The organism is Erythrobacter sp. (genome assembly GCF_023653175.1).
Classification (GTDB): Bacteria; Pseudomonadota; Alphaproteobacteria; order Sphingomonadales; family Sphingomonadaceae; genus Erythrobacter.
Genome location: NZ_JAMNXL010000065.1, coordinates 1 through 17,692, shown reverse-complemented (window position 1 = coordinate 17,692; position 17,692 = coordinate 1). Strand labels below are relative to the sequence as shown.

The 17,692-nt window shown below is 65.8% G+C and carries 15 protein-coding genes; 8 read left to right on the top strand and 7 right to left on the bottom strand.

The features are described 5' to 3' along the window. Nucleotide 1 precedes the first annotated feature (1 nt). Together NBV68_RS09240 and NBV68_RS09235 are read right to left on the bottom strand one after the other, a co-directional pair. Complete coding sequence (locus tag NBV68_RS09240; protein ID WP_296309044.1) at nucleotides 2-1,216, bottom strand: MFS transporter; 1,215 nt, start codon at nucleotides 1,214-1,216, stop codon at nucleotides 2-4. After that, the gene (locus NBV68_RS09235) at nucleotides 1,213-2,130 is read right to left on the bottom strand and encodes a haloalkane dehalogenase (protein WP_296309041.1); all 918 of its coding nucleotides are present in this window, start codon (nucleotides 2,128-2,130) and stop codon (nucleotides 1,213-1,215) included. Before NBV68_RS09235 ends, NBV68_RS09240 begins: the two co-directional genes overlap by 4 nt. Nucleotides 2,131-2,276: 146 nt before the next feature. Between NBV68_RS09235 and NBV68_RS09230 the strand changes: the two genes are divergently transcribed. The 4 genes from NBV68_RS09230 to NBV68_RS09215 all read left to right on the top strand — a co-directional run bounded on the left by NBV68_RS09230 (nucleotide 2,277) and on the right by NBV68_RS09215 (nucleotide 6,502). Then, on the top strand, nucleotides 2,277-3,446 hold the full coding sequence (locus tag NBV68_RS09230) for an acyl-CoA dehydrogenase family protein (protein ID WP_296309038.1): 1,170 nt from the start codon (nucleotides 2,277-2,279) through the stop codon (nucleotides 3,444-3,446). A 130-nt stretch (nucleotides 3,447-3,576) separates the two neighbouring features. Beyond that, a complete protein-coding gene (locus NBV68_RS09225) occupies nucleotides 3,577-3,879 on the top strand; it encodes a septum formation initiator family protein (protein WP_296309037.1) in 303 nt (100 codons plus the stop codon). A gap of 211 nt (nucleotides 3,880-4,090) precedes the next feature. Further along, nucleotides 4,091-5,104: a pyruvate dehydrogenase (acetyl-transferring) E1 component subunit alpha gene (pdhA, locus tag NBV68_RS09220; RefSeq protein ID WP_296309047.1), complete on the top strand. Its 1,014-nt coding sequence runs from the start codon at nucleotides 4,091-4,093 to the stop codon at nucleotides 5,102-5,104. 3 nt (nucleotides 5,105-5,107) lie between these two features. Then, nucleotides 5,108-6,502, top strand: a complete 1,395-nt coding sequence (locus NBV68_RS09215) for a pyruvate dehydrogenase complex E1 component subunit beta (protein WP_296309035.1) — start codon at nucleotides 5,108-5,110, stop codon at nucleotides 6,500-6,502. 17 nt (nucleotides 6,503-6,519) lie between these two features. Here NBV68_RS09215 and NBV68_RS09210 read toward each other — a convergent pair whose 3' ends face one another. The 3 genes from NBV68_RS09210 to NBV68_RS09200 are packed head-to-tail and all read right to left on the bottom strand — an operon-like array spanning nucleotide 6,520 to nucleotide 9,724. Next, nucleotides 6,520-7,185 (bottom strand): hypothetical protein, encoded by a 666-nt coding sequence (locus NBV68_RS09210; protein ID WP_296309033.1) that lies wholly within the window; start codon nucleotides 7,183-7,185, stop codon nucleotides 6,520-6,522. Then, nucleotides 7,182-7,802, bottom strand: coding sequence for a TadE/TadG family type IV pilus assembly protein (locus NBV68_RS09205; RefSeq protein ID WP_296309031.1), 621 nt, complete (start codon nucleotides 7,800-7,802; stop codon nucleotides 7,182-7,184). The genes NBV68_RS09210 and NBV68_RS09205 overlap by 4 nt, the downstream gene beginning before the upstream one ends. After that, nucleotides 7,799-9,724, bottom strand: a complete 1,926-nt coding sequence (locus NBV68_RS09200) for a vWA domain-containing protein (protein WP_296309029.1) — start codon at nucleotides 9,722-9,724, stop codon at nucleotides 7,799-7,801. Before NBV68_RS09200 ends, NBV68_RS09205 begins: the two co-directional genes overlap by 4 nt. Nucleotides 9,725-10,055: 331 nt before the next feature. On the opposite strand from NBV68_RS09200, the gene NBV68_RS09195 reads away from it, so the two are divergent. Next, a complete protein-coding gene (locus tag NBV68_RS09195) occupies nucleotides 10,056-10,631 on the top strand; it encodes a hypothetical protein (RefSeq protein ID WP_296309027.1) in 576 nt (191 codons plus the stop codon). Between the two features lie 48 nt (nucleotides 10,632-10,679). Then, on the top strand, nucleotides 10,680-11,144 hold the full coding sequence (locus tag NBV68_RS09190) for a hypothetical protein (RefSeq protein ID WP_296309025.1): 465 nt from the start codon (nucleotides 10,680-10,682) through the stop codon (nucleotides 11,142-11,144). Between the two features lie 4 nt (nucleotides 11,145-11,148). Here the strand turns inward: NBV68_RS09190 and trmFO are convergent, their stop codons facing one another. Continuing rightward, a complete protein-coding gene (trmFO, locus tag NBV68_RS09185) occupies nucleotides 11,149-12,534 on the bottom strand; it encodes a methylenetetrahydrofolate--tRNA-(uracil(54)-C(5))-methyltransferase (FADH(2)-oxidizing) TrmFO (protein WP_296309024.1) in 1,386 nt (461 codons plus the stop codon). Nucleotides 12,535-12,614: 80 nt separating this feature from the next. Between trmFO and NBV68_RS09180 the strand changes: the two genes are divergently transcribed. Beyond that, nucleotides 12,615-13,286 carry a lysoplasmalogenase family protein gene (locus NBV68_RS09180; RefSeq protein WP_296309022.1) on the top strand — a complete coding sequence of 224 codons (672 nt, stop codon included), beginning with the start codon at nucleotides 12,615-12,617 and terminating at the stop codon, nucleotides 13,284-13,286. Nucleotides 13,287-13,292: 6 nt separating this feature from the next. Here the strand turns inward: NBV68_RS09180 and gyrA are convergent, their stop codons facing one another. Next, entirely contained in the window at nucleotides 13,293-16,070 is a 2,778-nt protein-coding gene (gene gyrA, locus NBV68_RS09175) for a DNA gyrase subunit A (RefSeq protein WP_296309018.1), read from the bottom strand. Nucleotides 16,071-16,402: 332 nt separating this feature from the next. Between gyrA and NBV68_RS09170 the strand changes: the two genes are divergently transcribed. Continuing rightward, a partial coding sequence (locus NBV68_RS09170; protein ID WP_296309016.1) for a hypothetical protein occupies nucleotides 16,403-17,692 on the top strand: 1,290 nt, incomplete at its 3' end.

Here is a 17,692-nt window from a genome sequence, read left to right as displayed (position 1 = left end):
GTTACCCCGCGCTGCGCTCCAGCCTCATCCACCGCCGCTCGGCGTGCAGCGAGAGCGCGACCACTGCGCAGCTCCCCGCCAGCAGCAGCGCGCAGGTCGCGCCCCAGCCGCCGACATCGAACACCGCCGTGCCCGCCGCACTCCCGATAGCGCCGCCGACGAACATCGTCACGATATAGCTGGTCGTGAGCCGGGTGCGGATATCGGGCGCGAGGGTGAAGAGCGTCATCCGCCCGGTCACGTCGATGGTCGGACCGACGAGGTTTGTGATGAACAGCGGCACCAGCAGGCCCCAGATCGATCCGCCCAGCGGAGAGAACAGCGCGATCCCCGCAAGCTGCACCAGCGCCGCCGCGATCCGCGCGCGGCGCGGGCCGACGCGGTCCGCCCAGCGTCCGAGCCGCGGGGTGGTGAAGACGCTCACCGCCGCGATCCCGGCCAGATAGCCGACATCGTCGGTGCCATAGCCCATCGCGGGTCCGGTCAGGTGGAGCGCCAGCGCCAGCCAGCTTGCGGTAAAGATCCCGAAGTTCAGCCCCTGGATCGCGGCCGAGATCCGCATGTCGGGATGCCGCGCGGCGAGGGTGAAGACCGAGGCGATCACCGCGCGGTAGCTGGCAGGGGCCCGCTTGGGGCTGGCTGCCTCGCTCTTCATGGCGATGGGCAGGAAGGCCGTAACCGCCCCCATCAGTGCGAGCGCGCCGACATAGACCGTGTGCCAGTCCGCCCGCGCGGCAATGATCCCGGCGCCCACGCGCGCGACCAGAATGCCGAAGATCACCGCGGCCGTGAGCTGCGCGGTGACCGACCCCAATCGCTCGGGCGCGACGCGTTTGGAGGCGAAGGCGGGGATCAGGTAGGGTGCGATGGTGAAGAAGCCGAGGAGGGTCGAGGCGGCGGTGAAGGCGATGAACCCGGGCGCGAGCACCATTCCGGCAAGGCACAGGGTCTGCCCCGCGACGAACACGATGCACAGCGTGCGGTTGCGGTAGAAGTCCCCCAGCGGGAGCAGCAGCAGGATGCCGAGCGCCAGCGCCAGCTGGTTCAGGGCCGGCACCACGCCGATTTCCGCCTCGCCCACATTGAAGGCGCGGGCGACATCGCCGATGATCGGGTGGATGTAATAGGCGTTCGCCGTGACCACTGCGATGGTCAGCGCAAGCGTCCGCTCCTGCGTGCGGGTGAGATAGGCTGGGGCGGGCGGGGCCTCAGTCAAGTCAGGAAACCGGCCTTTTTCGCCATGGCGATCACGCCTTGCGACAGGGCCTCTGGGTGATCTTCTTGGCTGAAATGCCCGCACTTCTCGAGCATCGCATGAGGCAGGCCCGCGGCGCCCTTGATCCGGCCCGACAGCAGTGGCCCCGCCTTGCCCAGCACCGGATCGTCCTCGCCGAACAGAGTGAGGAAGGGCTTGTCGAAGTCGGCAAGGCCCTTCCAAGCGGCGATATTGTCGGCAACGCCGTCCTTGTCGTCCTCGATCGGCACCAGCTGGGGGAAGGCGCGTGCGCCGGCCTTGCTCGCCTCGTCGGGGAAGGGTGCGTCGTAGGCGGCTACCTCGGCCGCGGAGAGTTCGCTCTGGCTGCCGCGGTCCATGATCCCGCCGATGCGGAATTCGGGCGAGGAGCGGGCAAATTCGCGCCATTCGAGAAAGCCTGCGGAGGCCTTGCCGCCGCCGGTGGGGAGGAAGGTGTTGCTGGCGACGACGAAGGCGAAGCGGTGGGGCTCCTGCCCGACCATCCTCAGGCCCAAGAGTCCGCCCCAGTCCTGGCAGAACAGGCCCGCCGGCTGCGGCACCACGGCGTCCCGCCACTGCTTGAGCCACGCGACATGGCGAGCGTAAGTGTAGAAACTCTGCTCGCTCGGCTTGTCGCTCTTGCCAAAGCCGATGAGGTCGGGCGCGAGGCAGCGGAAGCCCGCCGCGACCAGTAGCGGGATCATCTTGCGGTATAGGTAGGACCACGAGGGCTCGCCATGGAACAGCAGCACCGGGGGCGCGTCCTTCGGCCCCTCGTCGAGGTAGTGCATGCGGGCGGTGAAGCCCTCGCCGAGATCGATGGTCAGCCAGTTATCGGCAAAGGTATAGTCTGGCAGGGCGGCAAAGCGGGCCGGGTCGTGGGCGATGATCTGCATGGGGTGTCTTCCTCTCGTGGTCAGTCGGTAGCAGATCGAAACGGGATTGCCAGACCTCGCGTCTTGTCCGAAAGCACCCAAATTGGTGAGGTGGACTAAGGCGCGCACAAGCGGCAAGCCACGCGCCCGCCCAGAGGAGAGAATGCTTGCCCACGTCCGCCCACGAGCCCGAGGAACTCGCCGAAATCCGCCGCGCGGTGCGCAGCTTGTGCGATGATTTTCCGGGGGAGTACTGGCGCACTAAGGACGCGGCGCGCGCTTACCCGGCGGAATTCGTCGATGCTCTGACCAAAGCCGGGTTCCTCGCCGCGCTGATCCCGACCGAGCACGGCGGCAGCGGACTCAGCCTCGAGGCGGCCTGCGTGATCATGGAGGAAATCCAGGCCTCCGGGTGCAATGGCTCCAGCGCGCACGCGCAAATGTACATCATGAACACGCTGCTGCGGTACGGCTCCGAGGCGCAGAAGGTCGAATATCTGCCGCGTATCGCCAGCGGCGAAATGCGCCTTCAGGCCTTCGGGGTCAGCGAGCCGACCAGCGGCACCGACACCCTCAGCCTAAAGACCCGCGCAGTCCGCGACGGCGACCACTACGTCATCAACGGCCAGAAGATCTGGACCAGCCGCGCGGAGCATTCCGATCTGATGCTTCTGCTGGCCCGGACTACCCCGCGCGAGGAAGCGGCGAGCAAGACCGAGGGCCTGTCGATCTTCCTCGTCGACATGCGCGAAGCGGCGGCGAACGGCATGAGCGTCAAGCCGATCCGCACGATGATGAACCACTCCTCCTGCGAGGTGTTCTTCGACGATCTGCGCATCCCCGCCAGCGCGCTGGTGGGCGAGGAGGGGAAGGGCTTCCGCTACATCCTCTCCGGCATGAACGCCGAGCGCATCCTGATTGCGGCCGAGTGCATCGGCGATGCCAAGTGGTTCATCGAGAAGGCCACCGGCTATGCGAAAGACCGCAGCGTTTTCGCCCGGCCAATCGGCCAGAACCAGGGCGTCCAGTTCCCGATCGCGCGCGCCTATGCCCAGATGCGCGCCGCCGAGCTGATGGTCCACCATGCTGCGCGGGTCTACGACGAAGGCGGCAATCCGGGCGCGGAAGCCAACATGGCCAAGCTGCTCGCCTCCGAGGCCAGCTGGGCGGCGGCCGACATGTGCGTCCAGACCTTCGGCGGCTTTGGGTTCGCCGAGGAATATGACGTCGAGCGCAAGTTCCGTGAGGCACGGCTCTACACCGTCGCGCCGATCTCGACCAACCTCATCCTCTCCTATCTTGCCGAGCACGTGCTGGGGCTGCCGCGCTCTTACTGATTTCAGCCGAGCGTCCTCGTTTTCTTACTCAAAGCAGCGCATTCCCCTTGCGGCGCGCGGCCAAGTGTGATTCTGTGAACATGGCTCCCGCGCGGGATTGCGGGGCGAAGGGGACACAGATTTTTCCGTCATGCGCAAACCGGTGAAGGAGAGCAGGCTGAAGCGGGTGGTGGCGCTGGGTGCGCTGCTGCTGCTGACGGGCTTTGCCGTGGCCGGCCCCACGGGCCTGCTCGCCTGGAGCGAGAACGCTTCCGCGCTCGAAACCCGCAAGGCCGAGATCGCCATGCTCACCGAGAAGCGCGATAGCCTGCGCAACCGCGTGATGCTGCTCGATCCCGACGCCGCCGATCCCGATCTCGCCAGCGAGCTGGTGCGCGACCAGCTCGGCGTGATGCGCGAGGACGAGGTCGTGATCACGCTCGACGACGAGTGAGCCGAGGCGCAGCCGCCAAATCGCTCTGATTTCGTATGCGCGTTCGGTTTTCTGCAACGCCTTGCCGTTGCGTCACCCCCGCTAGCCTGCCTATAGAGCAAGGCGTTGGACGGCGCATCTCCTCCCCATGAGCGCGCCAGAGAGAGGGATACTTATCTTGGCCAAGAAGCCCGCAAAAGCGTCCGCGACAGCAGCGGACGATGCCGATTTCATGCTGCATTCGCTGCAGGAGGCCTTCGAGGCGAAGAAGCGTTACGCCGCCACGCAAGCGGAGATGCTCGAATTCTACCGCCAGATGCTGCTGATCCGCCGCTTCGAGGAAAAGGCGGGCCAGCTTTACGGCCTCGGCCTGATCGGCGGCTTCTGCCATCTCTATATCGGCCAGGAGGCGGTCGCGATCGGCTTGCAGTCGGCGCTCGACAATGACCGCGACTCTGTCATCACCGGCTACCGCGACCATGGTCACATGCTCGCCTACGGGATCGATCCCAATGTGATCATGGCCGAGTTGACGGGCCGCGAGGCCGGCATCTCGAAGGGCAAGGGCGGGTCGATGCACATGTTCTCGACCGAGCATAAGTTCTACGGCGGCCACGGCATCGTCGGCGCGCAGGTGGCGCTGGGCGGGGGCCTTGCGCTCGCACACCAGTACAACGAGGATGGCGGCCTGTGCCTCGCCTATTTCGGTGACGGCGCCGCCAATCAGGGCCAGGTCTACGAGACCTTCAACATGGCCGCCTTGTGGAACCTGCCGATCGTCTTCGTGGTCGAGGACAACCAGTACGCGATGGGCACGTCGACCAAGCGGTCCTCTGCCGAAACCCGCTTCTATCGGCGCGGGACGTCGTTCCGCATTCCCGGCATGGAGGTGAACGGCATGGACGTGCTCGAAGTGCGCGCCGCCGCCGAAGTCGCCTTCGCCCATGTCCGCTCCGGCAAGGGCCCGGTGCTGATGGAGTGCAACACCTATCGCTATCGGGGACACTCGATGTCCGATCCGGCCAAGTACCGCACCCGCGAGGAGGTGCAGGAACAGCGCGATCACCATGACCCGATCGAGGGCCTCAAGAAGACCCTGATCGAGGCCGGCAAGACCGAGGACGAGCTGAAAGCGATCGACAAGGCGATCCGTGCCGAGGTGGCCCAAGCCGCCGACTTTGCCGAAACCTCGCCAGAGCCGACGCCGGGCGAACTCTACACCGATGTTCTCGTGGAGGAGTATTGAGCCATGGGGATCGAACTGAAGATGCCGGCCCTCTCGCCGACCATGGAGCAGGGCACGCTCGCCAAGTGGCTGAAGCAGGAAGGCGACAAGATTTCGCCCGGCGACATCATCGCCGAGATCGAGACCGACAAGGCGACGATGGAATTCGAGGCGATCGATGAAGGCGTGCTCGAGAAGATCCTCGTGCCTGCCGGAACCGAGGACGTGGCAGTGGGCGCGGTGATCGCGCTGATTACGGGGGAAGGGGAGGAGCCCGCCTCCGCGCCGTCACCTGCTCCGGCTGCTGCCGAACCGGCGGTGGCTGCGCGCGCCGAGGAAGGTCGTGGCGAGGGCGATAGCGCCAAGCCCGAAGCGGCTCCGCTGCAAGCCAAGATCGCCCCGGCCGCCGATCCCGCCATTCCCGAAGGCACCCAGCTGGTCAGCACCACGGTGCGCGAAGCGCTGCGCGATGCCATGGCCGAGGAAATGCGCCGCGATGGGCGCGTCTTCGTGATGGGCGAGGAAGTCGCCGAATACCAAGGCGCCTACAAGGTCACGCAAGGCCTGCTCGCCGAGTTCGGCCCCAAGCGTGTCATCGACACCCCGATCACCGAATACGGCTTTGCCGGCATCGGTACCGGGGCAGCGATGGGCGGCCTTAGGCCCATTGTCGAGTTCATGACCTTCAACTTCGCGATGCAGGCAATCGACCACATCATCAACTCGGCCGCCAAGACCAATTACATGAGCGGCGGCCAGATGCGCTGCCCGATCGTGTTCCGCGGCCCCAACGGCGCGGCCTCGCGCGTGGGCGCACAGCACTCGCAGAACTACGGACCGTGGTATGCGAGCGTGCCGGGCCTGATCGTCATCGCCCCCTATGATGCCGCCGACGCCAAGGGGTTGATGAAGGCTGCGATCCGCTCCGAGGATCCGGTGGTGTTCCTCGAGAACGAGCTCGTTTACGGTCGCAGCTTCGATGTGCCCGCGCTGGACGACCATGTCCTGCCCATCGGCAAGGCGCGGATCGTGCGCGAGGGCAAGGACGTCACCATCGTCACCTATTCGATCGGCGTCGGGCTTGCGCTCGAGGCGGCAAACACGCTGGCGGGCGAGGGGATCGATGCCGAGGTGATCGACCTTCGCACGCTGCGCCCGCTCGACAAGGAAACTGTCCTCAAGAGCCTCGCCAAGACCAACCGGCTGATCGTCGCCGAGGAAGGCTGGCCGACCTGCTCGATCGCGTCCGAGATCATCAGCATCTGCATGGAGGAAGGCTTCGACCACCTCGATGCGCCTGTGCTGCGGGTGTGCAACGAGGACGTGCCGCTGCCCTATGCGGCGAACCTCGAAAAGCTTGCGCTGATCGACGCGGTGCGCATCGCCGAGGGCGCGCGCAAGGTGTGTTACAGGACCTAAGGTGCCGCCCGGCAGAATCAGGTCGGGCGGTTCGCCGAATAGGTAGTGCAGCGCGCCACCGGGCCACCGGTGTAGAGCTGCGTCAGATCGCGGTTGTCGCGCACATTGAACGCCGCCGTGTAGACGATCTGCTGGTTGTTGAAGAGGTTCATCGGGGTGATCGAGCGGAAGTCGTAGGCGACCTCGACGAACATCACCGCGGTGCCGACAGATGCCGTGATGTAGCGTCCGGGCACGCCCATGCCCGGAAACGTGTTCCCGGTCGCGCCGGCGCCTTGCACGCCGTAGCTGGAATTGTAGTTCTTCGCGCCGCGGCAGCGCTGCCAGGCGATCCACTGTCCGCCCGTCGCGTTCTGCTGGAGGCTGGAGATTATCACCCGGCCCTGCTGGTAGATCGAGATGTTCTCGCCCAGCTTTTCGGCGCCAAGGAAGGTGTCGATGATGTCGCGTTCATAGACCCGGCGGGCCGCGAGGGTATCCTCTTCTCCCACGCGCGAGGCGTTGTCCGCAACCTGCATCGCGATCTGGCTGACCTGGAGGTGCGCGATCACGAGCGAAGCGGTGTCGGTCCCGAGCATGCCCATGCCCAGCACCAGGGGGGCCGCGAAGGCGAATTCGATCATCGCGAGGCCCGAGACATCTTGCTTCAGGCTGCGCAGCGTCTGGCGGAACGAGCGGCTCATGGACAATTCCTCACAGTCGGGCTCTGATTGCTGCCCTGGTCGAATGGCTGACGCCGCAGCACCGTCGTGGCGGACAAGGTCACGTTGGCGGGCAGGCCGATCATCCCAAACATCGGAAACAGCCGCGGGTAGGTGACGTTGGTGGTGTAGAGCATGACGTCACGGGCCGTCCCGAGACCGCTTTGGCCGCGGTAGACGTCCCAGATCCCGTTGTTGTTCTCATCCTGATACGGCTCGCCACCATTGCAGGTGCCGTTGTTGTTCGTATCGGTCCACTCCTCGCGCTCGTTCACGTTCTTGAAGTCGTCGAAGGCGGTCTTGGTGAAGGTGATCGTTGCGCCGTTGGGCATCACCGCACGGATCTGGTCCTGGACGCGGGTGTCCAGCGCCGTCTGCGAGGTGGCGGCCGATTCGAGCGTATAGTCCCGAGACGCCTTCTGCACGGCACCGTAGAGCACCGCGCTGGTGTATTGCGTGTGCGCGATGTCGAACAGGCCCATCAGCATCAGGATCAGGACCGGCCCGACAATCGCGAACTCGACCAGCGTGGCACCTTCGCGGTTCTGGCGCAGATGCCGCAGCACGGCGCGGGCGATGAAGAGACGACGCCGGATCATTCCGTGAGCCTCAGCGCGGCGATCTTCTGGGCGATCTGCCGGAATTGTTCGGTGAGCGTAGCGTTGTCGGCTGCTTGGAAGGCGCGACCGGGCGAGGCGCAGTCGATCAGGTTCTGGGTCAGCGTCGTCCCGAAGGCGACCACCCAGACCGTGATGTTCTCCTGCTGCGCGGCGCGGCAGATGGCCTGCAGGCGGGCAGCGCGGCGGTCGCGTTCGCGCGTGCTGTTGCCGTCACCGGTGACGCGGCGGTCCCACCACTCGATCCCGTGGGTCGAATAGTTCTCGACGTTGTTGACCTGAGCACCGTCGGTCATGAACACGATGTGGCGCGAGATGGGCTCACCATTGGGTGCCGAGTTGTTCTCGGTCGCAAAGAGCCCGCGCGGCGAGATGAAACGCGCGCCCCACAGCATGCCGATATCGTGGTAGGTGTTGCCGTTCGCCGTAAGCCCGTCGATATAGGATTGGAGATCGGTACGGGTCATGTCTGCCAGTTTGCGGGCCGGAGTCGGGCAGGTCCAGCCGGGGCGGGATTCGTCGGCGGTCTGGTAGAGCCAGTTGAGGGTGTTGCCGTTCGAATCCTCGCGCTTCCACACCGCGTTGATCAGTGCCGGCTTCCACCGCTGCGTCTCATTGGCGGGCACGAGGTTGATGTTGAGGTCGTGCGCGTTGGCCGGGATCGGGCTGTAGGTGTCGGTCAGGACCGTGCTCGGCTCCTCGATGCACCCGGCCCAGCTGACCGAGGTCATCGCGCCCTGCGACCCGATCGGCATGTTGATCGCGTTGCCGGTATAGAGGCTAGAGAAATTGACCGTTTCCCAGCCCGGGCGGCTGCCCGCAGGGTTGGTGACGCCGCAGGGGTTCGCGGTGCCGGTGGTGACCGGGCAATAGACCCAGTCGGCGAACTGCGGGGTCACTTCGGTGGTGGTCGCGGGGCGCGTCTTGCGCACGCGCGCGCGGCACCCGGCGCGCTCGTTCGAGTCCCCGCCGGACCACTGGTTGTTCACGAACTCGGTCGCCGCGAACACTTGCCACGTCTGGGTCACCCCGCCGATGCTGACCGAGTAAGTGTTCGGATAATTGGTGCAGACGTTGCGCGCGGTCGTCCCGGCCGAACCATCGGTGCGGAACCGGTAGTTGTTCGTGTTCGTGTTGCCGAAGTTGCTGGTAGTACGCGGCAGCCATTCCGTCTGGTCCGACAGCAGAATCGGATCGCCCGCGTTGAGACCGGGGTAGGCCGCCGGATTGAAGCGCGCCACACGCGACTGGTAAGTGTGGTTGCTGACCATGTGGGTGCGCGGGATCGAGAAGCCGACATTGACCTGCTGCGAATAGGGCACCAGCCCGTAGCGCACCTGCGCCGAGGTCGAGGTGGCGCTTTCCACGGTATCGTAGAAGCTCATCACCGCTGCCCGCATCCCGACGATCTTCGAGCCCGGGCCCGAGTTGCACCCGCTGGTGGCGGGGCAATCGGCCATCGAGCCGGTGACGTCGAGCACGAACATGATGTCGGAGTTCGAGATGTTGACTTCGGCTGTGCAGGTGACCGAGATCGGGAAATTGTTGTAGCCGAAGGCGGCCATGATGGTCGAGGGCAGGGTGCCGCTCGCGGTCCCGGTGACCTTGCCTTGCGCGTTGGCGCTGTAGGCGCGCGTGCGGTTGGTGACGCCGAACAGTCCATCGTTGAAGTTCTGGTCGAAGAAGTTGAGGCCCTGCGTGCGCGCCTCGGTGGTCATCACCGTGGTCGGCATTGCCCGGCGCGCCGCCAGCGCGCCCGCGTCGCAGGCGGCCTGCATGCGTGCAGCGGCCATGTAATAGCGGCTCGCATCGATACCGCCGCCGACCATCGCCATCATCGGGATCAGCGATGCAGCAGCGATCGCGAGCGTGTTGGCGGTCTTGTCGTGCAGCAGATTGTGCAAGAACGACGTTCTGGCCTGCGTTTCTCGCCCCATCGCTTCGGTGCCCTTCCCTGTTGTCCGCCGAAAATGCACGCGGACATTCCAGATGCAGTCTGAGCCCTTAACCCGGTCTGGTAAGCGGATTGCCAAAGAGCATGGTTAACAAAATCTTCCACGGCTCCACGGGGGGGAGCTGCGGGCGCCGCGTCCCGGGCCGGGACAGTTTGCTTGCCAAGCGGGCAAAGGCGCGGCTAGGCGCGGCCCGGTGATACCCGAGGCCTCCGATCCCCTGCCGCCCGAAGCCGAGTTGGCGCTGGCCTGGAGCGCGCCAAAGGTGCGTGCGCCGTTAAGCATGGTTCTTCAGCTTGATCGCAGGCTGGCGCGGATCGTCGGGCGCACGCAGGAGCCGATGCTCGGGCAGATGCGCCTTGCCTGGTGGCGCGAGGCGCTGGGCAAGCCGGTGGCCGAGCGCCCGCGCGGCGATGTAGTGCTGGACGGGATCGGGCTCCACTGGCAGGGGCGCGAGGCGTTTCTGGTGCAGATGGTTGATGGCTGGGAGGTTCTGGTTACCGCCCAAAGCCTGGGCCCTGCCGAGGCCGAGGCTTTCGGCGAGGGGCGGGGTGCCTTCTTTGCAGGGCTTGCCGATGATCCGGCCGCAGGGCCGCTTGCGACGCGACTTGCGGCGGCAGGCCGACGCTGGGCGCTCGCCGATGCGGCCGCGCAGGTCTCGAACCCCGCCGAAAGCGCTGCTTTGGTCGGGGCGGGGTTGGCAGCGGCGGCGACGGCGGTGCGAATCCCGGGAGGGCTCAGCGGGCTGGCGGTGCTCGAGGCTTTGGCCGCCCGCGCTCTGGCACGCGGCGGGCGGCCGCTGATGGAAGGGCGGGGCGCCTCGGTCGCCGCGCTACGCGCCGCTATCTTTCGCGTCTGATTCCGTGTATTTACAGAGCATATGGTGCTGCAAAAAGGGGGCAGACCCTTGCGTGAAGCCGTGCTGGGAGTGCTGGGGGGCTTGGTCCTTGCCGGAGTCGGCGTGTTCTGGTGGCAGGGCCGCGCCGAAATCGAGCGCGGCGCACCGCCGCCGCCTGCCGCCACCCCTGCGCGCGATCCGATGCAGCTCCCCAATGCCGATCCCGGCAGCCAGAAGGGCCCCGCGCCGCCCGAAATGAGCGAGCTCGGCAAGGAGGAGCAGCGCTTCTTCCGCTATGATCGCAACCGCGATCGGGTGATAACCCGCGACGAAATGCTCTCGACCCGCACCGACGGGTTCCGGGCGCTCGACAAGGACGGCAACAACCTGCTCACCTTCGAGGAATGGGCGGTGACCACGGTCGACCGTTTCGGCATGGCCGACAAGGACGGCGACGGGCGGCTGACCCCGCGCGAATTCGCCGCGACCGCCCCCAAGCCGGTGGCCAAGAAGAAGCCGGCCTGCAAGTGCTGAAGCGTCAGGCGGGGACGGGCTCGCGGGTTTCGCTGATCCAGCGCGCCAGATCGGCTTTGGCGCGGTCGGTATAGGCCTCCTTGCGAACCTTCTTGCCGACCTCGTGGAGCGGCGGGAAGAGGCCGAAATTGACGTTCATGGGCTGAAAGGTCGCTGCCTCGGCATCGCCGGTGATGTGGCTGAGCAGCGCGCCCAGAGCGGTCGTCGCGGGAAGCGGCTGCCATGCACGCCCTGCGAGCTCGGCCGCCGTCATCAGCCCTGCGACGAGGCCGATCGCGGCGCTCTCGACATAGCCCTCGCAGCCCGTCACCTGGCCCGCAAACCGGATATGCGGCGCAGCCTTCAACCGCAGCTGGCGATCGAGTACCTCGGGAGAATTGAGGAAGGTGTTGCGGTGCAAGCCGCCCAAACGCGCGAATTCGGCGTTCTCCAGTCCCGGGATGGTGCGGAACAGCTCGATCTGCGCGGCATATTTGAGCTTGGTCTGGAAGCCGACCATGTTCCACAGCGTGCCGAGCTTGTTGTCCTGCCTGAGCTGCACCACCGCATAGGGCCAGCGGCCTTGCGGGAACTCCGGCGTCACGTCGAAGGGGTTGTCGAGCCCCACGCCCTTCATCGGCCCGTAGCGCAACGTCTCGACGCCGCGTTCGGCCATCACCTCGATCGGCATGCAGCCGTCGAAATAGGGCGTGTCCTTCTCCCACTGCTTGAACTCGGTCTTCTCGCCTTCCATCAGCCCGCGGTGGAAGGCGAGATACTGCTCCTCGTTCATCGGGCAGTTGATGTAGTCGCCGCCCTCGTTCGAAGCCTCGGTCGTCTTGTTCCAGCGCGACTGGATCCAGACCTTGCTCATGTCGATCGAATCCCGGTGGATGATCGGCGCGATGGCATCGAAGAAGGCGAGCCGCTCGGCCCCGGTGGCGCGCACGATGCTCCGCGCCAGGCCTTCCGCGGTTAGCGGCCCGGTGGCGACGATGGTGAGGCCTGCGGGCGGCAGTTCGTCGATACGCTCGCGCACGATCGTGACATTGGGGTGCTCGCCGAGCGCCTTTTCGACCTCGCCGGAGAACACATCGCGGTCGACCGCCATCGCGCTTCCCGCCGGCACCCGCGCGACATGGCCTGCGCGCATGACGAGGCTATCGAGCGCACGCATCTCGTGGTGCAGCAGGCCTACCGCGTTCTTGGTGTCGTCGTCCGAGCGGAAGGAATTGGAGCAAACCAGCTCGGCAAGGCCATCAGTCTGGTGGGCGGGGGTCATCTCCCCGCTCCCGCGCATTTCGGACAGGCGCACCCTCGCGCCCGCCTGCGCGAGCTGCCATGCCGCCTCGCTCCCGGCGAGGCCGCCGCCGATTATGTGCACATCGTGGGAAGTCGGGCGTGTGGTCATGGCGGGGCAGGTAATTGCGTGTTAGCGCCGCGGCAAGCCCCAAGGGGCGGGCAAGGGCAAGGGCCGAGGGACGGGCAGTCATGGCGAAGGGCGCGTTGATCGAACAAAGACCGTGGCTGCTGGCGAGCATCGCCGCAGCAACGGCGTTCTATTTCCTCAGCGACAATCCTATCTTCGAGGGTACCTGGGGCCTGCTGACGAAGGGGGCTTCGGTTGGATTGATGGCGCTGTATGTCGCTCTGCGCGTGCCCCAGGGCAAGCACCGGTTGGACGGATTTCTGCTGGTGGGCGCGCTGGCGCTGGCGGCCTGCGGCGATGTGGCGATCGAGCTTTACCCGCTGGCGACCGGCGGCGCCCTCTTCGCCGCGGCACATGTGGTGGCCTTGGGGCTCTACCTCAGGAACCTCCACCAGCGCCCCTCGCCGGTCCAGAAGCTGATCGGGGCGGCGCTGCTGATCGGCACCCCGCTGGTGAGCTGGTTGCTGAGCGGTGGCAATGACCAGATTGCGATCTATGCCGCCTTCCTCGGCGCGATGGCCGCCGCTGCCTGGATGAGCCACTATCCGCGCTACCGCGTCGGCACCGGGGCGGTGCTGTTCGTCATCAGCGACTGGCTGATCTTCGCAAGGGAGGGCCCGCTCGACCTCGAACCTGCCAACGCGATCCTGATCTGGCCGCTCTACTATGCGGGCCAGCTCATGATCGCGACCGGTATCATCCAGTGCATGCGGGGCGAACAGCCGGTGAAATGACCGCCGTCAGGTGACGGGCGTTTCGCCGGCATCTTCCGCCGCCCCGTCCTCGCCCGTTTCGCCGATAAGCGCCGCGCCGACGATGTGTTCGCCCTTGGCGACATCGAAGATGCGCACGCCCGATGACCCGCGGCCGGAAATCGAGAAGCCCTTCGGCTTGACGGGATCAAAACCGCCTTCGATCAGGTGTCGGAAATCGATCCCGAGCCGGATCAGCTTGGCCTGATCGGTCACCAGCATCAGCTGCGAGCCGTGCTTGACCGGGAAGCTCGCGACCACCGGGCCGTTGCGCTCGGGATTGCTTTCCGGCGTGCCGATATTGGTGATCCCCTGGCCCCCGCGCGCGGTCTTGCGGTATTCATAGGCCGAGGAGATCTTGCCATAACCATTGGCGGTGATGGTGAGGATGAACTCCTCCCCTTCCGCCATCGCCGCAACCTGCTCGGAGGGCAGGGTGGGGACTGCCCCGTTGTTCTTCCACGCCGCGGCGCGGACATAGGCCTCGCGCGTTTCCATGTCGGCGGTCAGCGGGTCGAGCACGGCCATCGAGACGACCTTGCCGCCCTTCTTGAGGCTCATCCCCCGAACCCCGATGCCGGTGCGGCTCTTGGTCTCGCGCGCGTCGGTAGCGGCGAAGCGGATCGCCTTGCCGCTATCGCTGGCGAGGAAGATTTCCTGCTCTTCGGTGAGCAATTGCACCCCGATCAGCCGGTCGCCCGATCCCTCGACGAAGCCCATCGCGTATTTTCCGGCGGTGGGCACGTTGGTGAAGGCGTCCATCGAGTTGCGGCGCACCATGCCCTGCTCGGTGGCAAAGACGATGTTGAGGCTGGCCCAAGTCGCTTCGTCCTCGGGCAGGGTGAGGACGTTGGTGACGCGCTCCTCGTCGCCCAGCGGCAGCAGGTTGACCATCGGGCGGCCCTTGGTCTGCGGCCCCCCTTCGGGCAGCTTCCACACTTTCATGCGGTAGACGCGGCCAGTGTTGGTGAAGAACAATACGGGGTTGTGGGTGGAGGTGACGAACAGCTCGACCACAGCGTCCTCGTCCTTGGTCGCCATGCCACTGCGGCCCTTGCCGCCGCGCGCCTGCGCGCGAAACGCGTCAAGCGGGGTGCGCTTGATATAGCCGCCGTGGGTGACGGTGACGACCATGTCCTCGCGCTCGATCAGGTCCTCGTCCTCGAGGCCATCCCAGGCGGGGGCGATTTCGGACAGCCGCGGGGTGGCGTAGGTCGCGCGGATTTCCTCAAGCTCGGTGCGCATCACACCGTAAAGTTTGACCCGGTCGGCGAGGATCGAGAGGAATTCCTCGATCGAGAGCGCCAGTTCCTTCAATTCGTCGCCGATCTCGTCGCGGCCCAGCGCGGTCAGGCGGTGGAGACGCAGTTCGAGGATCGCCTTCACCTGCCGTTCGGACAGGCGATAGGTGCCTCCATCCTGCTCGGCATCTGGCTCGATGGCTTCGACCAGGCGGATATATTGCGCGATGTCGCCGATCGGCCATTCCTTGGCGAGCAGGCGCGCGCGCGCCTCGGCCGGGTTGCGGGCCGTGCGGATCATCGCCACGACCTCGTCGAGGTTCGAGACCGCGACCACGAGGCCGAGCAACAGGTGCGCGCGCTCACGCGCCTTGTTGAGCTCGAACTTGGTGCGGCGGGTGATCACCTCCTCGCGGAAGGTGATGAAGCTCTGCACGATGTCGCGCAGGGTCAGCGTCTCGGGCCGGCCGCCCCGGATCGCCAGCATGTTGGCGGGGAAGCTCGATTGCGCAGGCGTGTGCCGCCAGATCTGGTTGAGTACGACCTCGGGGGTCGCATCGCGCTTGAGGTCGATGACCACCCGCACGCCCTCGCGAGAGCTTTCGTCGCGGATGTCGCTGATGCCCTCGATGCGCTTGTCCTTGGCGGCCTCGGCGATCTTTTCGACCAGACCCGATTTGCCGACCTGATAGGGGATCGCGGTAAAGACGATGCTCTCGCGCCCTTCGCTCTTGGCGCCGCGGGTGCTCTCGATCTCGTGCCGGCAGCGCATCAGGATCGAGCCGCGCCCGGTGGTGTAGGCCTGCCGCGCGCCGTGGGTGCCGAGGATCAGCGGGGCGGTGGGAAAATCGGGGCCAGGTATGTAGTGGATCAGTTCCTCGGACGTGATCGCCGGGTTTTCGATGAAGGCAAGGCAGCCGTCGATAACTTCGCCGAGATTGTGCGGCGGCACATTGGTCGCCATGCCGACCGCGATCCCGCCCGCTCCGTTGACGAGCAGGTTGGGGAAGCGTGCCGGCAGCACCGTCGGCTCGCGCCGGCTGCCGTCGTAGTTCTCGGTGAAGTCGACCGTGTCCTTGTCGAGATCGTCGAGCAGCGAGTTTGCCACCCGTGCCAGCCGCGCCTCGGTGTAGCGCATCGAGGCCGGGGGATCGGGGTCCATCGAGCCGAAATTGCCCTGACCGTCGATCAGCGGCACGCGCATCGACCAGTCCTGCGTCATGCGCGCCAGAGCATCGTAGATCGCGCTGTCGCCGTGCGGGTGGTAGTTTCCCATCACGTCGCCGACGATCTTGGCGCTCTTGCGGTACGGCCGCCCGGCGACGAAGCCGCCTTCCTGGCTGGCGAAGAGGATGCGGCGGTGGACCGGCTTCAAGCCATCGCGCACGTCGGGCAGCGCGCGGCTGACAATCACGCTCATCGCATAGTCGAGATAGCTCGACTTCATCTCGTCGACGATGTCGATGCGTTCGAAGCCGCCCATCGGGCTGGCGGGGGAGTCGAGAATGTCGCTGTCGTCGCTCAAGGTCGGGACCGTTTCTGTGTGTGTTGGCGTGCCGTATCAGGCAGGCCGGCCATAGCAGGGCCGGCAGGTCCCCTCCATTTAGGTACAACCCCGGGCTTTCGCCACCACAGCAACGGAACACTTCGGGAACAACGCTCTTTTTTCCACACTTGCAGCCCGCCGCAGGGGACAGGGGCCGTGCGGGCATTCAAAGCCCGTTCAGCACGGCGTGCCTAGCGGGAATTGCAAATTGCGTGCGAGCCGTTCAAAGGCTCGCTCGGAAGTTCGCCGCGGATCCTGCTGCCGACAAGCCGGCGGGGCATGCGCTTCTTGTGGAGGATGCAGTGACCAATATGACTTCGCCCCGTCGTCCGGCCCGCCTTGCGCGCCAGTTCGCGCTTGCCGTGGCGCTTGCCGCCGGCACCGCCGTTCTTGCCGTTCCCGGCTTTGCCGATGCGGCCCATGCGCAGAGGAAGAAGAAGGGCGAGGAAGCCCAGGCCGGCAAGCCCGTCTATACCGAGGCTTTCGTGAAGGCCTACCAGCCGCTCGACGCCAAGCTCAAGGCCCCCGGCGCCAACGTCGCGGCGTTGAAGCCGGAGATCGAGGCGCTGGTTCCGCTTGCCGCCACCCTGGACGACAAGTTTGCTCTGGGAGGCATGCTGTTCAACGCCGGGATCATCGGCAAGGACTACGCGCTCCAGCTCCAGGGCGCAGAGCTGATGCTGGAGAGCGGCAAGACCAAGCCCGAGGAAACCGGGCGCTACCATGTCGTGGCTTTCCAGCTCGCCAACGAGCTCAAGCAATATGACAAGGCGCGCAGCAATATCCAGAAGGCGATCGAACTGAATTACAGTGCGCCGAACCTTACCACCTCTGACCTGCAGATGAACCTCGCCGAGCTCTATTTTGCCGAAGATCGCAACGCGGAGGGCCTCAAGTATCTTGCCGACATCATCGCGGCCAAGAAGGCTGCGGGCGAGACGGTCAATGTCAGGCTCTACCGTCGCGGCGTCTCGGTGGCCTACGAGAACGAGATCGTGCCTCTGGTCTATGAGTTCGTCGAGAACTGGGTCGCCGATTACCCCACGGCCGAAAACTGGCGCGATGCGGTCAACCTGACGCGCAACCTGAACGAGTTCGAAGGTCCGGTGCTGCTCGATCTGCTGCGGCTCGGCAGGAAGATCGGTACGCTCACGGAGAAGAACGACTACATCTTCTACGTCGAGTCCGCCGACCCGCGCCGCCTGCCTTCGGAAGTGAAGGAAGTGATCGACGATGCCTATGCCAAGGGCGTGATCCCCAAGGGCAGCGACAGCTGGGTCGACGAGCAGTACAAGTCCGCCAGCGGCCTGGTCGCCGCAGACAAGGCCGCGCTCCCCTCGTTCGAACGCGACGCCAATGCACCCACCGCCAAGCTGCGCACGGTGATGGCGGCGGGCGACACCTTCCTCAGCTATGGCGAATATGCCAAGGCTGCTGGCTTCTACGAGAAGAGTCTCACGCTTCCCGATGCGGACCGCGATACGTCGCTGACCCGTCTTGGTATCGCCCAACTCGGCGCAGGCAATGCCGATGCGGCCATTGCGACCTTCGGTCAGGTGTCGGGTGCTCGCGCGCCGATCGCGCGGCTGTGGAAAGCCTAT

Coding starts and splice junctions, on each gene's coding strand:
- NBV68_RS09235 (WP_296309041.1), bottom strand. CDS start 2,130: ATGCAGATCATCGCCCACGACCCGGCCCGCTTTGCCGCCCTGCCAGAC.
- NBV68_RS09225 (WP_296309037.1), top strand. CDS start 3,577: ATGCGCAAACCGGTGAAGGAGAGCAGGCTGAAGCGGGTGGTGGCGCTG.
- pdhA (WP_296309047.1), top strand. CDS start 4,091: ATGCTGCATTCGCTGCAGGAGGCCTTCGAGGCGAAGAAGCGTTACGCC.
- NBV68_RS09215 (WP_296309035.1), top strand. CDS start 5,108: ATGGGGATCGAACTGAAGATGCCGGCCCTCTCGCCGACCATGGAGCAG.
- NBV68_RS09210 (WP_296309033.1), bottom strand. CDS start 7,185: ATGAGCCGCTCGTTCCGCCAGACGCTGCGCAGCCTGAAGCAAGATGTC.
- NBV68_RS09205 (WP_296309031.1), bottom strand. CDS start 7,802: ATGATCCGGCGTCGTCTCTTCATCGCCCGCGCCGTGCTGCGGCATCTG.
- NBV68_RS09195 (WP_296309027.1), top strand. CDS start 10,056: ATGGTTCTTCAGCTTGATCGCAGGCTGGCGCGGATCGTCGGGCGCACG.
- trmFO (WP_296309024.1), bottom strand. CDS start 12,534: ATGACCACACGCCCGACTTCCCACGATGTGCACATAATCGGCGGCGGC.
- NBV68_RS09180 (WP_296309022.1), top strand. CDS start 12,615: ATGGCGAAGGGCGCGTTGATCGAACAAAGACCGTGGCTGCTGGCGAGC.